Annotated in this window: 11 protein-coding genes and 1 pseudogene; 8 read left to right on the top strand and 4 right to left on the bottom strand. The window is 71.0% G+C overall.

Annotation, left to right across the window (positions count from 1 at the left end; genetic code table 11):
• Positions 1-6: 6 nt before the first annotated feature.
• Positions 7-984 carry a metallophosphoesterase family protein gene (locus tag ACWGI2_RS09810; RefSeq protein ID WP_453694831.1) on the bottom strand — a complete coding sequence of 326 codons (978 nt, stop codon included), beginning with the start codon at positions 982-984 and terminating at the stop codon, positions 7-9.
• Positions 985-1,191: 207 nt separating this feature from the next.
• Here ACWGI2_RS09810 and ACWGI2_RS09805 point away from each other — a divergent pair, with 207 nt between their 5' ends.
• From ACWGI2_RS09805 to ACWGI2_RS09790, 4 genes and pseudogenes are all read left to right on the top strand, one after another.
• On the top strand, positions 1,192-4,221 hold the full coding sequence (locus ACWGI2_RS09805; RefSeq protein WP_453694830.1) for a DEAD/DEAH box helicase: 3,030 nt from the start codon (positions 1,192-1,194) through the stop codon (positions 4,219-4,221).
• 206 nt (positions 4,222-4,427) lie between these two features.
• Positions 4,428-5,708 (top strand): SWIM zinc finger family protein, encoded by a 1,281-nt coding sequence (locus tag ACWGI2_RS09800; RefSeq protein WP_453694829.1) that lies wholly within the window; start codon positions 4,428-4,430, stop codon positions 5,706-5,708.
• A 275-nt stretch (positions 5,709-5,983) separates the two neighbouring features.
• Positions 5,984-8,044, top strand: a complete 2,061-nt coding sequence (locus tag ACWGI2_RS09795; protein WP_453694828.1) for a restriction endonuclease — start codon at positions 5,984-5,986, stop codon at positions 8,042-8,044.
• A 163-nt stretch (positions 8,045-8,207) separates the two neighbouring features.
• A pseudogene (locus tag ACWGI2_RS09790) lies at positions 8,208-9,012 on the top strand (nucleotidyltransferase domain-containing protein).
• A 12-nt stretch (positions 9,013-9,024) separates the two neighbouring features.
• Here the strand turns inward: ACWGI2_RS09790 and ACWGI2_RS09785 are convergent.
• Positions 9,025-9,360: a winged helix-turn-helix transcriptional regulator gene (locus tag ACWGI2_RS09785; RefSeq protein ID WP_453401601.1), complete on the bottom strand. Its 336-nt coding sequence runs from the start codon at positions 9,358-9,360 to the stop codon at positions 9,025-9,027.
• A 157-nt stretch (positions 9,361-9,517) separates the two neighbouring features.
• Here ACWGI2_RS09785 and ACWGI2_RS09780 point away from each other — a divergent pair, with 157 nt between their 5' ends.
• Both ACWGI2_RS09780 and ACWGI2_RS09775 read left to right on the top strand, forming a co-directional pair.
• Positions 9,518-10,420 carry an NAD(P)-dependent oxidoreductase gene (locus tag ACWGI2_RS09780; protein ID WP_453694827.1) on the top strand — a complete coding sequence of 301 codons (903 nt, stop codon included), beginning with the start codon at positions 9,518-9,520 and terminating at the stop codon, positions 10,418-10,420.
• A 262-nt stretch (positions 10,421-10,682) separates the two neighbouring features.
• Positions 10,683-12,548, top strand: a complete 1,866-nt coding sequence (locus tag ACWGI2_RS09775; protein ID WP_453695703.1) for an FUSC family protein — start codon at positions 10,683-10,685, stop codon at positions 12,546-12,548.
• A gap of 24 nt (positions 12,549-12,572) precedes the next feature.
• On the opposite strand, the gene ACWGI2_RS09770 is transcribed toward ACWGI2_RS09775, so the two are convergent.
• A complete protein-coding gene (locus ACWGI2_RS09770) occupies positions 12,573-13,058 on the bottom strand; it encodes a DUF3574 domain-containing protein (protein ID WP_453401603.1) in 486 nt (161 codons plus the stop codon).
• A gap of 246 nt (positions 13,059-13,304) precedes the next feature.
• Between ACWGI2_RS09770 and ACWGI2_RS09765 the strand changes: the two genes are divergently transcribed.
• Positions 13,305-14,363 carry a phosphatidylinositol-specific phospholipase C domain-containing protein gene (locus tag ACWGI2_RS09765; protein WP_453694826.1) on the top strand — a complete coding sequence of 353 codons (1,059 nt, stop codon included), beginning with the start codon at positions 13,305-13,307 and terminating at the stop codon, positions 14,361-14,363.
• 16 nt (positions 14,364-14,379) lie between these two features.
• On the opposite strand, the gene ACWGI2_RS09760 is transcribed toward ACWGI2_RS09765, so the two are convergent.
• Positions 14,380-15,336: an endonuclease/exonuclease/phosphatase family protein gene (locus tag ACWGI2_RS09760; protein WP_453401605.1), complete on the bottom strand. Its 957-nt coding sequence runs from the start codon at positions 15,334-15,336 to the stop codon at positions 14,380-14,382.
• Between the two features lie 124 nt (positions 15,337-15,460).
• On the opposite strand from ACWGI2_RS09760, the gene ACWGI2_RS09755 reads away from it, so the two are divergent.
• On the top strand, positions 15,461-16,822 hold the full coding sequence (locus tag ACWGI2_RS09755; protein WP_453694825.1) for an amidohydrolase: 1,362 nt from the start codon (positions 15,461-15,463) through the stop codon (positions 16,820-16,822).
• The last annotated feature ends 30 nt before the right edge of the window (positions 16,823-16,852 follow it).

Below are 16,852 nucleotides of genomic sequence, written 5' to 3'. Positions count from 1 at the left end.
AGCGGCTCAGCGGCACTTGTAGGACGGGCTGCTGTCCTTCGTCGCGCCGTCCGCGGCGACGAGGTTCCAGGAGAAGCCGGTGTCGGTGAAGTTCAGCTTCACCACGCCGTAGGTCTTGGTGATCCGCTTCTGGCTGTTGGGCTGCACTTCCTCGATCTTGTACGGATTGGCGCCGCCCATGCCGCCGAGCAGCTCGACGATGCCGTTGGCGTCGGCCTTCCCGTCCGGGTTCTGCGGAGCGAACCGCTCGTAGTGGTGATCGTGGCCGTTCATGACGAGCTCGGCCTTGTTGGCGTACAGGAGCTTCCAGATGGGCCTGCTGACGGGGTCGTTGCCGTGCTCACCCGAGGAGAAGAGGGGGTGGTGCCAGTAAGCGGCCACGCACTTCTTGGAGTTGGCGGCGAGGTCGGCCTTGAGCCAGTCGATCTGCGCCTTGTCGTCGAAGCTGTTGGAGTCCAGGGCGATGAAGTGCCAACTGTCCTTGTCGTAGCTGTAGTAGCTCTTGCCCTTGGGGTAGGCGACGCTGCCGAAGTAGGACTTGTAGCCCTTCAGGGCGCCGTCCGGGTCGTACGTCTCGTGGTTGCCCGGCACCGGTCGCGTCTTGGCCTTGAACGCGCCCCAGCTGGTGTCGTAGTAGTCCTCGAAGTCCTGCAGCCGGGCGTCGTCGTACTGGTTGTCGCCCATCGTCAGGACGAAGGAGGGGTTGAGCTTCTCGACGAGCGCGGCGGTCTTGGGGTGTGCGCAGCCGCTCTCGTCCGATGTGCACTGTTCGGCGATGTCTCCGGCGGCTACCGCGGTGAAGGCCGCTTTCGCCTCCGTGTCGCTCGGCGCGGCGTCGGCCTCGCCGGCCGGGGACCAGAGGAGGACTCCGCCGACGAGCGCGAGCGAGGCGCCTGCGGCCAGGGGGATGGCCCAACGGGCCTTGTTCGTACGGGAACGGGCTTTGTTCGTAAGGGAGTTCATGGCGCGGGGGGTGGGCGGCATGTCCGTCTCCTAGATCGGCGTGGGGGGCCGTGAGTGGCGCGGAGGCCATTCGCAGGCATCCTGTCGAGGCGTCATGTGCGCGTCAATAACTTCGGCGGATTATTGTTAGGAAAGTTTCCTACCAGCGCTCGCTGTGGGACGGCTGGCCTAGGCTGGCGTGCGGGAATGACCTATGAGTAACCGAGGGCGAGCGAGGTGGTGAACGTGATGGCGGGGGTTGCCGCGACCACGGGTCCCACCGCTGCCGTGCCTTCTGCCGAGCGGGGGCTGCGGCTCGCTGAGCTCGTGGGGTCCTGCGCTGCCGTGTTCCTTCCGGCCGAGGTGCCCAGGGAGGGGCGGGTCGCGTTCTGGGCGCCGGGTCAGCGCGGGGTGCCCGGCGGGGGCGAGCTGCCCGGCGAGGGTGGGGCGCCCGGCGAGGATGGGGCGCCCGGCGCCACCGAGGGTGAGATCGCCGTCGTACGCCCCCACGGCAAGGGCGTCCGCACCCGTACCGTCCCCGCGCTGATCCTGCCCGTGGCCGAAGCCCTCCCGCTCCTGCTGCGCGCCGCGCCCGCGCACCCCGCGGTGGCGTGCTGGGCCGCCGCAGCCCGGCACGCCCTGCACCTCGCCGCGCGGGGAAGGCTGCTGCCCGGCCTGACCGGCGGTGACCTCGACGCGTGGCGGGCCGGGCCGCTGGACGCCGCCGATGTCACGCAGCTGCGGGCGATCGCCGCCGCGATGCCGGCCGAGGCGCACGCCGTACCGCTGCCCGGCAGCAAGCCCCTCCTGCTCCCCGAGCCGCTCGCCCTCGTCAGGGCCTTCGTCGACGCCGTGGTGGACACCCTGCCGCGTACGCCCGCCGCGGCGCACGCGGTCGGAGCCCCCTTCGCGGCACGGGAGCCGCAGCGGCTGCCGGGTGCGCGGGAGTGGGCCGCGGAGGTGGCGGCCGGGATGGACGCCGGGGTGCGGGTGTCGCTGCGGCTCGATCTGCGGGCGCATGAGGTGTTCGACGGGGAGACGGGTGAGGCGTTCGACGGGGGGACGGGTGAGGTGTTGTTCGACGGGGCGTCGGCCGACGTACCCGATGCGGAGCCCGGAGCCGAGGCGGGTGGCTCCCGTGAGAGCGTGGCCAGCCCCGCGGCGGCCGTCGTGCAGGTTCACAGCCTCGCCGACCCCACCCTCGTGGCGGACGCGGCCCAACTCTGGGCCGGAGCCGAGCACTTCGGTCCGCGTGCCCGCGTGGACACGCTGCTCGCGGTGCGGCGCGCGGCCCGCGTATGGCAGCCGCTGACCCGGCTTCTGGAACGCCCGCGCCCCGACGTACTGCCCCTGAGTGAGGGGGAGTTGTACGAACTGCTCGGCGTCGCGGCGACCAGGCTCGGTGCGGCGGGGGTGGCCGTGCACTGGCCCCGTGAGCTGACGCGCGGCCTGACGGCAACGGCTGTCGTACGCCCCGCACCCGGCACCGCGGCCGACAACTTCGACTTCTTCAAGACCGAGCAACTGCTGGAATTCCGCTGGCAGGTGGCGCTGGGCCCCGCCGATGGGGAAGGCGAAGGCGGGGGACCCCTCACCGAGGCGGAGATGGACATCCTCGCGGAGGCACACCGCCCGGTCGTACGCCTCCGTGACCAATGGGTCCTGGTTGACCCCGAACTCGTACGCAAGGCGCGCAAGAGGGATCTGGGGCTGCTCGACCCGGTGGACGCGCTGTCCGTCGCGCTGACGGGAGCCGCCGAGGTGGAGGGCGAGCGCGTCGAGGCGGTCCCGATCGGCGCCCTGGCCCGGCTGCGGGAACGCCTGACCGACGACCTGAGCCCCATCGCTCCGCCGCCCGCGCTCGCCGCCACCCTCCGCGACTACCAGCTCCGCGGCCTTGCCTGGCTGGACCGGATGACGTCGCTCGGCCTCGGCGGCTGCCTCGCCGACGACATGGGCCTCGGCAAGACGGTCACGCTGATCGCCCTCCATCTGCACCGGGCCCGTACGGAGCCGACGCTGGTGGTCTGCCCGGCGTCGCTGCTGGGCAACTGGCAGCGGGAGATCGAGAGGTTCGCGCCGGGGGTCGCGGTGCGCCGCTTCCATGGGGCGGGCCGCAGTCTGGCCGGGGAGCTGGAGGGCGGCTTCGTTCTCACGACGTACGGGACGATGCGTACGAGCGCGCCCGAACTGGCCGCCCACGCCTGGGGGTTGGTGGTGGCGGACGAGGCGCAGCACGTCAAGAACCCGCACGCGGCGACGGCGAAGGCGCTGCGCACGATCCCGTCGGCGGCGCGGGTGGCTCTCACCGGCACGCCGGTGGAGAACAACCTCTCCGAACTCTGGGCGCTGCTCGACTGGACGACTCCGGGCCTCCTCGGCCCGCTCAAGTCGTTCCGCGCGCGCTACGCCCGCCTGGTGGAGGGCGGCGAGTTCGCAGAGAACGACGAGGCGATGGAGCGCCTCGCCCGCCTGGTCCGCCCCTTCCTCCTGCGCCGCAAGAAGTCCGATCCGGGCATCGCCCCGGAACTGCCTCCCAAGACGGAGACGGACCACCCGGTGACGCTCACCCGCGAACAGGCGTCGCTCTACGAGGCGGTCGTACGCGAGACCCTGGCCCGCATCGAGGCGTCCGAGGGCATTGCGCGGCGGGGCCTGGTGATGAAGCTGCTGATGGCGCTGAAGCAGATCTGCAACCACCCGGCGCAGTACTTGAAGGACGGCGAGATCACGGCACGCGGGGGCCGCTCGCGCTCAGGAAAGCTGGAACTGCTCGACGAACTCCTGGACACGATCCTGTCGGAGGACGGCGCGGTCCTCATCTTCACGCAGTACGTGGAGATGGCTCGCCTCCTCGAATCGCACCTGGCGAGGCGCGGTATCGGCATGCAACTGCTGCACGGGGGCACGCCGGTCGCGCGGCGGCAGGAGATGGTGGACCGCTTCCAGTCGGGCAAGGCGCCAGTGTTCCTCCTCTCCCTCAAGGCAGCGGGCACGGGCCTGAACCTCACCCGGGCGGGCCACGTCATCCACTACGACCGCTGGTGGAACCCGGCGGTGGAGGAACAGGCCACGGACCGCGCCTACCGCATCGGCCAGACCCAGCCGGTCCAGGTCCACCGCCTGATCGCGGAGGGCACGGTGGAGGACCGCATCGCCGAACTCCTGGCAGCGAAACAGGCGTTGGCGGACGCGGTCCTCGGCGGCGGCGAGGCAGCCCTGACAGAGCTTTCGGACGCGGAGCTGGCGGATCTGGTGTCGCTGCGGAGGGTTTCGTGAGGGGCGGGAGCTCTGGTGAGGGCGGTGCCGGTCGCGCTGGTCGCGTCGGCCGGTCCGGTCTGAACCCGACCGGCGGTGGTGATCGAAGGGGTGCGGACCCCGCCGATCGTGCCGAGCGAAGGGGTGCGGACCCCGCCGATCGTGCCGAGCGGACCGGCAGCGGCCCTGCCAGTCACCGCACCGGCCGTCCCGCCAGCCGCACCGGAATGACCCCGGCCAGTCGCGCCACCGGCGCCGGTCGCGTTTTCCCTCCGCTTCCGCAACACCCCGATCCCCAGGCCCCGTTCGCCACCTCCTGGTGGGGCAACGCCTGGATCGGTGCGCTGGAGGGGACGTCGCTCGATGCGGGGCGACTTGCCCGTGGCCGGGCTTACGCGCGCGAGGGGCACGTCGACACGATCACCGTCGCGCCGGGCCGCATCGTGGCGTACGTACACGGCAGTCGTCCCCGCCCCTACCGCGCCGAGATCCGCATGCGCACCCTCACGCCGGAGGACTGGGACGGGTTCCTGGACGCGGTGGCCACGGAACCCGCGCACATCGCGGCGCTCCTGGACAAGGACATGCCGCACGCGCTGGTGGACGCGGCGGAGCGATCAGGCGTCCAACTCCTCCCAGGCTCGGGCGACTTGGTCCCGTCCTGCACCTGCCCGGACCACGGTCGCCCCTGCAAGCACGCGGCAGCCCTGACCTACCAGACGGCCAGGCTGCTGGACGCTGACCCCTTCGTACTCCTGCTCCTGCGAGGCGGGGACGAGCAGGCGCTGCTCGACGAACTGGCCCAGCGCAGCGCGCAGCAGGCGGCGCGCGAACAATCCGCCACTGCCAAGCCGGGCGCGACCGGCGGGAACCTGCCCGGAACCCTGGCCCGAGACGTACTGGCCACGCAGTACCGCCCACCGCTCCCACCTCCGCTAGCAGCGCCCGCCCACCCGGGCGAGCCCCCGCTCCTCCCCTCCCTCCCCGGCGCCCCCAACCCCCCATCCCTGGAGTTCCTGGCGACGGACACGGCGCACCGAGCCCACGCGTACTTGACCACCGGCGCGGACCCTTTCCCCACCGCCGACCCCTGGCACGACGCGGTCCGCCTGGCCGCCTCCCACCCCGGCCTGACGGGCCGCCGCAGCTTCAGCCGCCAATTCGCGGAGCTGGCCCGATCGGTGGACCACACCCCCGCGGACCTCGCCCGCGCGGCGGCGGCCTGGCGCCAGGGCGGCGAGGAGGGCCTGGCGATCCTGGAATCCCCGTGGGACCCCCCGGCGGGCCCTTTCGACAGAGCCCGAGGCGCCCTCATCACGGCAGACCTCCCCCGCATGACGATCCACCACAACCACCTCACGAACGCCTCCGGCTCCCTCCAACTCCGCTACGGCAGAGACGGCCGCTGGTACCCGTACCGAAGCGAGCCGGGCCGGGACGACTGGTGGCCGGAGGGCGAGGCGGACGAGGACCCGGTGGGCGCGTTGACCGGAATGCTCGACTCGTAGATACGCACCGGCATCCACCGGGGGCAGAAGATCGGTGGCGCACGCTTGCCCCTGCCGTCGACGCCTGGCTCGCCCGCAGTGCGAGTGCCGCGCGGCTGCGTCTGACTTGCATCCGAGGACCTGACTCTGACGTGCAGCGTTGGATCACTCCCCAGCCTTTGACGAATGCATATGCGCGAGGGCAGTTGCTGGATAGAGTCGTCTCGTCACAGTTGGTTGTGGGGACAACCGAAGTGTCTTTCGGCTGCCAACGTCCTGGGGAGGGCCTGCAGCACATGAGTCGTCGCTCTACCGGCTTTGTCGGCGCGTGGGCTGAGATGCAACGTCAGCAGCAGCGCCAGTCGGAAGCCGAAGCCAGACAGCGGAGGCAAGCAGCTCAGCAAGCAAGGGCGTACCAGCGGCGAGCTGCCCAGAGTCACCGCGAGTACAGGCAGGCGGAAGCGCGGCGTCGCACGGAGGAGCTGGACGCGGAGGTTGCTTCGTTGCAGAGCCTGCTCGCGTCAGGTTGTCGGGCCCCGGCCTTCAGGGTGTCCTCGCTCATGCGGCCCGAGGAGGTACAACCCTTCGCACCGGGCCCGTTGGCGCAACCCGTACCCATGCCTGACACCAATCAGTACCAAGCCCAGGGTGGTTGGACCGCGAGTCGCCGGGCTCAGGCGCAGGCCGAGGCGCGGGCGCGTTTCGAGCACGACTGGCAGGCCGCCCAGGCAATGGAAGCTCGTCGCCAACAGCAACTGGCCGGGTATCAGCGTGAGTACGACCAGTCGGTAGCCGCTCAGCTGGCCATAGTCCGTGAACACAACGCCGGTGTCGTCGCGATATCCGAAGGCGTGAGGCGACGAGAACCCGATTCCGCGGTTGAGTACTTCTCAGCTGCTCTCTACGCCTCGACGGCATGGCCTGACGGTTTCCCGCGACAAGTCGCGGCAGCTTACGACCCTGCGGCCCGACAGCTGGTGCTCGACTGGGAATTGCCCGGCTACGGCATCGTCCCTGAGGTCAAGTCCGTGCGGTACATCTCCGGGACTGACCAGGACAAGGAGACCTCTCGGTCGGAAAGCCAGCGTCGAGGGATCTACAGGGAGGTTCTCGCGCAGTGCGTGTTGCTCGTCCTGCATGAGCTGTTCGCCGCAGATGAGCAGGGAGCGCTTGAATCAGTGGCCCTGAACGGGTTCGTCGATGGGCATGACCCCACTACGGGTCGTCCGGGCCACATCTTCCTTGCAACGGTCATGGCCTCGCGCTCTTCGTTCCGTGACCTGCACTTGGCGCAGGTGGACGCAGGCAGTTGCCTGGCCGGTGCTCTGAGAGGGCAGCTCTCGGCCAGGCCGGACCAACTCACACCCGTACGGCCGAGCCGTCGGCCGCAAGAGGTCGGAAACCGCGTCGTCGCCCACGGCAGCGACGAGGAACCGGACCTGTACGACATGGATCCGGTCGAGTTCGAGAATCTCGTTGCCGACCTCTTCCGGGCAATGGGGATGCAGGCAGTCACGACCCAGCGATCGAGCGATGGAGGTGTGGACGTCGACGCGCTGGATCCGACTCCCATCCGAGGCGGCAAGATCGTCGTGCAGGTGAAGCGCTACCGCAACACGGTGCCGCCCACGGCCGTACGTGACCTGTACGGGACTGCGCAGGGCGCCGGCGCCAACAAGGGTGTCCTGGTGACGACTTCGGGGTTCGGCCCCGGCGCGCATACCTTCGCCAACGGCAAGCCGCTCGAACTCATCTCGGGTACGGAACTCGTCGACCTGCTGCATCGGCACGGGTTACAGGGACGGCTGGGCGATGGCGTGCGCCAAGCCTCGACGCAGTCGGCCACTTCGGATGCGAGTACTCGTCTGCCCGACAACTACAACGTCCTCGGTATGTCGTGGTCCGGAAGCGTCGCTCTGGATGTGTGCGCACTCGTATGCCACGGCAATCGCGTTCTCAGTGACGATCACTTCGTCTTCTTCAACAACGCCCAGACCCCGGACGGTTCCGTGCGTGTCCTTCCCGCAACGGCTCCCGACAAGGCCGCGATCTGCGTCTCCTTCGACGGGCTGCCGGCCGAAGCCGACCGTTTCGTCCTGGTGGCGGCCATCGACCCGGAGGTCAATCCGGACGCGGATCTGTCCGGCTTCACGGACGCCTGCATCCGGCTGCTCGACCCGGCTATGTCCGAGCTGGGACAGCTCGAGGTCTCTGACGGACGACCACTCGAAACCGCTTTGGTTCTCGGGTCGTTCCGCCTGAGGTCCAGTGGGGACTGGGAGTTCGTCCTCGGTGGCAAGGGATACAGGGGCGGACTGGAGGAACTCGTTCAGGACTACGGTATCGAGGTGGAGTAGCTCAGCCCGGGCCCGGACGTCCTGAGAGCAGAAAGTCCCGGCGAGCTGGGAGGCGGCGTGCCGGATGCCTGCGCGACGCAATGCCCTCTGCGTCGGCTGGACATTCCGTAGCCCTCCAATATCGGGTGGCCCGGCTCCGCGTGCGGGTGGTGAGATGTTGGGGATGAGTGCCAGTGCCGTGAACTTCACCGATGACGCCTTCCTCGCCCACGTCACTGAGCTCGCCGCCCTTAGCGGTGTGCGGGCCGTCACCCTCGGCGGCTCCCGTGCTCAGGGCACGCACACGGCCGAGAGCGACTGGGACATGGCCGTCTATTACCGGGGTGTCTTCGACCCCGCGGAGCTACGCGCCCTCGGCTGGGAGGGGGAAGTCTTCGAGCCGGGTGACTGGGGCGGGGGCGTCTTCAACGGCGGGGCCTGGCTGACCGTCGACGGGCGCCGCGTCGACGTCCACTTCCGCGATCTCGACGCCGTGGAGCACGAGCTGGCCCAGGCGCGAGCGGGACGGTTTCGCTGGGAGCCGCTGATGTTCCATCTGGCGGGAATCCCCAGCTACTTGGTCGTCGCCGAACTGGCCATCAACCAGGTGCTCAGGGGTGAACTGCCCTGCCCTGCCTACCCGGAGGCGCTGCGCAAGGCCGCCCCCGGGGGTGTGGCTGGGGCGAGCGCAGGCCACGCTTCAGTACGCCCTCTTCAACAACGCCCCACGTGCCCAGTACACCGAGGTCGCGGGAGCCGTCGCCGTAGCGGCAATGCAGGCCGCCCACGCTGTGCTCGCGGCGCGTGGCGAGTGGGTCACGAACGAGAAGCGGCTGCTCGAGCGGGCCGGGCTGCGGGGGGTCGACGGCATCCTGGCGGGGATGGGGCGGAGTCCGGAATCCCTGGAGGCGGCCGTCGTCGAGGCGCAGGGGCTGTTGCTGCCACCCGCCCCTCCGCCCGTCCCTCCGCCTCCGCCCGCGCCTGCGTAGGGGCGGAAAGGCTCACGGAATCGCCTCGATCCGCCTCATGTGCTCCTCGCCCCACTCCCCGAGCGGCATCATCGCCGTGTTGAGCGACTGGCCGAACTCCGTCAAGGAGTACTCCACCTTCGGCGGGACCTGGTGGAAGACCTCGCGGTGTACCAGGCCGCTGTTCTCCATCTCCCGAAGCTGGAGGGTCAGCATCCGTTCGCTGATCCCGGGCACGGCTCGCCTCAACTCGCCGAAGCGTAGGGCCCCTTCGTGGAGGGCGAAGAGGATCAGACCCTTCCATTTGCCGCCCATGATGTCGATGGCGGCATCGAGTCCGCACGTGTAGGTCCGCTTCTTCGTCGGCATTCCCATCCCCTTTCCGGAGGCCTAGGCCTGTCCTCGGTTTTCCTCGTTACTTACATAACTGCGGGTACCTAACAGAATTGTAGGTACTTGTTGAAATGTCTGTGCAGGCCCAGCATGGATCGCATCCCCGACGAACCCACTTCGGACTGGAGCCCCCATGCCTGCGCACGCCCCAACCCCCGTCACCCTCATAGGACTTGGCTCGATGGGGCGAGCGCTCGCCTCGGCCTTCATCGATGCCGGGCACCCGACCACCGTGTGGAACCGCAGCCCCGAGAGAGCCGCGCCGCTTGTCGCCCAGGGGGCCGTTCATGCGGCGTCGATCGCGCAGGCGGTGGCCCGTAGCCCCTTGGTCATTGCCTGCCTCTCCACCTACGAAGCCACCCTCCAGAGCCTGGAGCCCGCCTCCGCCGCGCTGGACGGACGTACTCTCGTCACCCTGAACAGCGGAACCCCGGCCGGCGCCCGGGAGATGGCCGCCTGGGCCGACGCGCGCGGGGCCCGATTCCTCGACGGCGCGGTGAAGAACGTACCCGCGGCCGTGGGGAAGCCCGACACGCTGCTCTACTACAGCGGCGACAAGGCCGTCTTCGACGAGCATGCGGCGACCCTGCGCGTGCTGGGCGGCGACACCGTCCACCTCGGCACCGACGTGGACCTCGCCGCTCTGTACGAGTCAGCCGTCGGCGCCAGCCTGCTGCCCGCCCTCCTCGGGTTCTTCGAGGGCGCCGCCCTCATCACCGCGCGCGGCCTGGAAGCGAGCACGATGGTGCGATACAGCGTGAAGTGGCTTGAGATGATCGCCGCCATCCTGCCGGGGCTGGCAAGCGAGATCGACTCCGGCGACTACACCGAACCCGCCTCCTCGATCGGTCTCTTCCACGACGCGATCGGCTACGAGCAGCAGACGGGCGCCGAGGCGGGCATCGACCTCTCCTGGCACGAGCCCATGAACGAACTGCTACGGCGAGCAGTCGCCGACGGCCACCGTGACCACAGCATCTCCGCCCTGGTGGAAGTGCTCAGGAAGCAGCCGTCGCAGAGGCCGACCGCCGCGTAGCCGTGGCCCTGCCCTCACCGTCGGCTCACCGCCGGACCGGCAACGCGCGGATTTCGCCCGGATTCGCCTCGCGCCCGCCGGATACCCCCGGCGCCCACAAGCCGTTCACAAACCGCCCGCCAAGCGTCACATCATCGAAATACGCCCGTCCCTTCCCCTCCAAGAACGCCGTTTACCGTTGATCACATGCCCAGGCCGATGTCGTCCGGCGGCACGTACCCGTAGTTGCACGCCCGATGACGACAGGAACACGGTGAGCACGGTGATCCCGCGCGTAACTTCCCTTCCGCCTTGGCTCGGCCATGCCCTGCGTACGCAGCGTGGGCCCGTGCCGTGGCACGCCGTTCTGCGGGGTGCGCTGGCCGCGGGGCCGTTGTTGTGCGCGGGTGTGGTCGTCGGGCGGGTTTCCGTGGGGGTGGTCGCCGCGCTCGGGGCCATGCTCGCCGGGATCAACGACCGGCCGGGGAGCCGGCGCGCCGCCGTGCGGCGGCTCGGGGTTCCCGCACTCGCGGGGGCCGGTGGGCTCATCTTCGGGGCGTACGTCGGTGTCCTTGGGGCGGATATTGGTGAACCTGCCGCCGGCGGGCCGTTCCTGCTGCCCCTCCTCTTCGCCCTGCTCGGGCTTTTCGCCGGAGCCTTCAGCGCTCTCGGGCCCGTCGCCTCAGCCGGTGGCACGCAGCTGCTCGTCGCCGCCGCCATCGGGGCGGGGATGCCGTTGCCCGAGCCCGGCTGGCAGCGGGCGCTGTTCTTTCTCGCCGGTGCCGCCTGGCTGATCGTGCTGCGGGTCGCGCTCCCCTCGCCCTCACCGTCGCCCGGCCGCTCCCCGCGGCCCTACCGCCTCGACGGCGAACGCACCGCCGTGTCCGCCGTCTACGAAGCCGTCGCCGCGCTCCTCGACGCAGTCGGAACCCCCCACTCCACCGCCCGCCGCGCCGCCCTCACCGCCGCCCTCGACCAGGCCCAGGACGCCCTCACGGGGCCCCGCCTGCGCCGACACGCCAGCTCGGCCGCCGAGCGGCGGCTGCACGCGCAGTACCTCGCCGCGCTGCCCCTCGGCGAGGCGGCGACCGCGCTCGCCTGGGCCGGTGAGCCGCTCCCGGCGCGTACGGGCGAGGGACCGCGCCGCCTCGCCGCCGCCGTCCGCGACGGCGCCCCCAGCGGACCACTGCCGGCGCCCGCCCGCTCCGGCGCCGGGCTCCGCGCCCTCGACGACGCCCTGCTGAACGCCGCCGAAGCCTTCGACAGCGGCAGCGCCCGGCCTCCGCGCGGCCACAGGCGTGGCCCCCTCGATGTGCTGCGCACCGCGGCCGGTCCCGGCGGGCGCGAGTACGGCGTGCGGGTCGCGCTCTGCTTCGGGGCGAGCGCCGCGGTCGCGCAGGCCCTGCACCACCCGCACTGGTACTGGCTGCCGGCCACGGCCGTCTTCCTGGTCAAGCCCGACCTCGGGCCGCTGGCGTCGCGCGTCCTGTGCCGCGCCCTCGGCACCGTCCTCGGCGCCGTCCTCTTCGCGGCCCTCGCCGCCCTGCTGCCACGGCCCGCCGGACTCGTCGCGGTCGTCGCCGTGTGCGGTGCGCTGATCCCCGTGGCCACCCGGCACTTCGCCGCCCAGACCGCCGTCGTCACCGTCCTCGTCCTCGCCCTGGTGATGGTGGGCGGGGAGCCGCAGGCCTCCTGGGGGCGGATCGGGGAGACCCTGCTCGCCTGCGGGATCGCCCTGCTCGTGGGGCACCTGCCCTGGCCGGTGCAGCGCGGCGGCCGCGTACAGGACCGCCTCTCGGCCGCCCGCGCGTCCGCGCACGCCTACCTGCGCCACGTCCTGAGCGGGGCCGGTGACGGAAACGGTCACGGCGGGCCCGCGGGCGCCGACCACCGCGCCGCCCGCTGGGCCCTGCGCCGCGAGGCCTACCGGACGCTGGCCGAGGCCCGCGCCGCGATCGACCTGGCGGCCGCCGAACTCCCCACCCTGGCCCGGCACTCCGAGGGTTCGGAACAGGTGGCGGCCACCCTCGAACGCCTCGTCGACGCCACGACCGCCTGCGCGGTGCAAGTCGACGACACGGGACGCCTGCCGCGGCGGCACGCGGAGCGCATCGACACGCTGCTCGAGGAGCTCACCGCGGTGGCGTGACCAGCGGCCTCGACGCACAGTGCCTCAGAAGTCCACCCGCACCCGGTCGTCGAGCCGCGCCACCGAATCCTGCGCGTACTCCTTCACGTAGTCCTCGCGGATCTCCTCGATCGACGCGTCGCGCTTGTGCGCCTGCGACGTCGGATACAGCAGGATCAGCTCGTACGAACGCTCACGCTCGATCTTGCCGTTCGAGTCCCGCCACTGGCCGCGGCCGTCCTGCACCGTGAGCCCGTCGGGGAACGAGGGCGTCACCTCGTCGTCGATGAACTTCATGAACTGCTTGTCGGTCACATCGGGTCCGCCGTCGGGGCGTTCGGTCCCGAAGAGGAGCCGCGTCTCGGTGTACGCCTGGCCACGGGACACCTGCGACGTGGTGGTCGTGCCGGGCGCGCGTGTGTCGGTGTCGAGCGAGGCGTACGCGGCGGGCGCCCCGACCGCGAGGACCGCGGCGGCGGCCGCGGTCACGGCGATGCGGGTACGAGAGATGCGGGAGAGGGCGAGAGGCATGGGGCTGATCCCTTTCTCTGTGTGGCTTGATCCATGGCATGGTCCATGAGTTGGCCCATGGCTTGATCCATAACTTGATCCATAACGGGCGCAGACGGTAGCCGACACGCCACACCCCGCGCCCCCTCCCGCACGGCCGCACGGCTGGATATCTCTCCCCTCCCGTAAACCGCCGTCTTCCCATGCGACACACAACTCCCTTACGTTGCGCAGGACTTGACCGAAGCGGTGGAGGGGACGGCTGACATGAGGGCACGTACTGGGGCAGGCCTTGCCATGGCGGTCGCGCTGGCGTTCGGGACCGCGGGGCCCGGCAGCGGCACCGCCGTCGCCGCCTCGGCCGCCGCCGATCCGGCGCCGCAGTCGCCGTACGCGGCCACCACCGGCGTCGGCGTCCACAACGCGTACGAGAAGGCGAAGTACCCGTACTTCGCCGACGCGCTCGACTCCGGCGCCGGGATGCTCGAACTCGACGTGTGGACCAACGTGTTCGGCAGCGGCTGGCGGGTCTCGCACAGCAACCCGGTCGGGAACGACAACAACTGCGAGAACGCCGCGAGTCCGGCCGAATTGCGCACCAAGTCGCGCAATCAGACCCTCGCCGGATGCCTCGCGGACATGAAGAGCTGGCACGACGCCCACCCCGGCCACCGGCCCATCCTGCTGAAGGTGGAGCTGAAGGACGGCTTCCAGGGGAGGAACGGCCGCGGGCCCGCCGACCTCGACGCCCTCCTCAAGAGCAAGCTCGGCGACGCCGTCTACCGCCCCGGCCAGCTCACCGGAGGCCACGCCACCCTCGACGAGGCCGTACGGAGTGACGGCTGGCCCCAACGAAGCGCCCTCGCAGGCAAGTTCATCGTCGAGCTCATCCCCGGCACCGTCGAACAGGGCAACCCGGCCGACACCCTGTGGACCGACCGCGAGTACGCCACCCATCTGCGCGACCTCGCGGCGGCCGGGCGCCTCGGCGAGGCCGCCGCCTTCCCCGCCGTGCTCGGCGCCGAGGCGGGCGACCCGCGCGGGCGGTACACGGACGCGGCGATCCGGCCCTGGTTCGTGCTGTTCGACGGCGACGCGTCCGCCTACGCGGGCGGCACCATCGACACCAAGTGGTACGCCGACCGGCGCTATCTGGTCGTCATGTCCGACGCCCACAAGGTCGCCCCGGCCATCGACTCCGTGAACCCGACCGAGGCCCAGGCCCGCGACCGCGTGGCCCTGCTCTCGCGGGGCCACGCCAGCATCGTGTCGTCGGACTGGTATCCGCTGCCGGGTGTCCTCTCGACGGTTGTCCCGCGCGGCTAGAACCTGCCCGGCGGGGTCAGCGCTCGATCCGTATCCACACCGGCGCGTGGTCCGAGCCCGTCGCGTTCCTGCGCTCCACCGGGTCCCCGTCCTCCACCGACGGCAGCGCGGTCGCCGTCGAACCCGGCACGCCCGTGCCCGCCGCCGTGACCAGGCTCAGGAGGCCGCGGCTCACCAGGACGTGGTCGATCAGCTCGCGGCGCCCCGCGTGGATACGGGAGTAGCGCTGCTCGGCCGGGATGCGCGGGGCCACGTTCCACAGCCGCTGCGCGTCGCCCTTGTCCGGCTTGTCGAAGCCGGGGGTGCCGATCTCGGAGCCGGGCGGACCGAGCAGGATCTGGGTCGTCGCCGCCGACACCTCGTCGTTCAGGTCGCCGAGCACCACGACATCGTGATGACGGCCGTCGCCCTTCAGGAGACGGCCCGCCAGGGAGCGCACCAGCGTGGCCTCCGCCGAACGCCGGTACAGCGCGTACGCCCCGAAGCGGGCCCGCTCGCCCTCGTCCCGCGGATGGAACCGGCCACCGCCGAACGACAGCAGCTTCGACTTCAGATGGCACACCACAGCGTCGAAGAAGAAGGCGCGCGTCGACACGGTCACCGCGAGCACCCCGCGCCCCGCCCGTGCCACCGGCTTGCCCGAGTCGCTGACCTGTACCGGGCCCAGCGGCCCCGGGAAGCGGTCCTCGTCGGCCGTGACGGCCACCGGCAGCTGGCTCAGAAAGCCGACGCGGGTGCCGCGCTCGTCCGTGTGCTCGGAGAGCGTGGTGTGCCAGGTGCCCTCCAGCATCCCGGCCAGATCCGTGAGGGCCTCCGGGTCGCCGACCTCCTGCACGCCGAGCACGCTCGGGTTCAGCGCCCTGATCGTCGCCGCGAGCGAGGCCAGCTTCGCCTCGTACGCGGCCTTGTCCTTGGGCCCGAACTTGCCGCCGGGCCGGTAGAGGTTTTCCAGGTTCCAAGTGCCGACGAGCATGACGGGCTCCAACTGTTCTCGCGTGGTGGATGGGCTGACGGGGCCATCGGGGCTGACGTCAGCGTGCTCGCGAAACCGGCGACGCGACAGGGCACGGGATGCGCACTCCCCGTACCTTGAAGAGATGACGCCGCCTCCCGCGCACGGCCCCGCCGATCTCGTCATCACGGGCTGCACGGCCCTCGTCCACGACGCGAAGGGCCAGGTCGGATTCCTCGACGACGCGGCCGTCGTCGTGCGCGACGGGCGCATCGACGCCGTCACCACCACCCCCGAGGTAGCCGGAATCCAGGCCGCCGAATACATCGACGCACGCGGTCAGGCGGCCCTGCCCGGCCTGATCAACTGCCATACGCACACGCCGATGGTGGCCCTGCGCGGCATCGCGGAGGACCTGCCGGCGCACGAGTGGTTCAACGACTGGATCTGGCCCATCGAGTCCAACCTCACCGAGCGCGTCGTCGGGCTCGGCGCGCGGCTCGCGTGCGCGGAGATGATCCGGGGCGGCGTGACGACCTTCGCCGACCACTACTTCGCGATGGACACCGTCGCCGACGTCGTCGCCGAGAGCGGCCTGCGCGCCAACCTCGGCGCGGCCTTCTTCTCCTCGCAGGGGCCCGAAGGCCGCGCCGCGTCCCTGGAGTTCGCGCTGCGGCAGCGCGGCGCCGCCGACGGCCGCATCACCACCTCGCTCGCGCCGCACGCCCCGTACACCGTCGACGACGCGGACCTCGCCGCGACCGCCGAACTCGCCCGCGAGCACGGCCTCATGGTCCATCTGCACGCCTCCGAGAACCGCGCCCAGACCGACAACAGCCTGGACCGCCACGGCCGTACTCCCATCGAGATCCTGCACCGCACCGGCCTGCTCGACGTCGACGTCCTCATCGCGCACGGCACCGGCATCCTCGACCGCGACCTGCCCGTGCTGCGGCAGGGCACGGGACGCATCGCCGTGGCCTCCGCGCCGCGCGGCTACCTCAAGTTCGGATGGGACACCACGCCCGTGCGCGCCCTGCGCGAGCTCGGCATCCCGGTCGGCCTCGCCACCGACGGGGCCGCGTCGAACAACACCCTGGACGTGTGGGAGTCCATGACGCTCACCGCACTCGTGCAGAAGTCCACCGAGCGCGACCCGACCTGGCTGACGGCACGTCAGGCACTCGACCACGCCACGTTGCAGAGCGCGCGGGCCGTCGGCCTGGGCGACGAGATCGGCAGCCTCGCGCCGGGCCGCCGCGCCGACATCGTCCTCGTCGGCCTCGACGGGCCGCACACCCAGCCCGTGCACGACCTCGCGGCCACGCTCGTGCACAGCGCCCGCTCGGCGGACGTCACCACGACGATCGTCGACGGGCGGATCCTGATGCGCGACCGCCGGCTCCTGACCCTCGATGTGCCGTCGATCGTCGAGGAGTTGGGCGCCGAACTACCCGCCCTGATCGACCGAAGCCACGGGAAGCGGATCCAGGAGTACGAGGGCTGAGCGCGAGGGGAGCGGTTCGGCTGCCTAGGG

Source organism: Streptomyces sp. NPDC054866 (assembly GCF_053610745.1).
The sequence above is the reverse complement of the archived record's forward strand: the minus strand, read 5'-3'. Positions and strand labels throughout refer to the sequence as shown.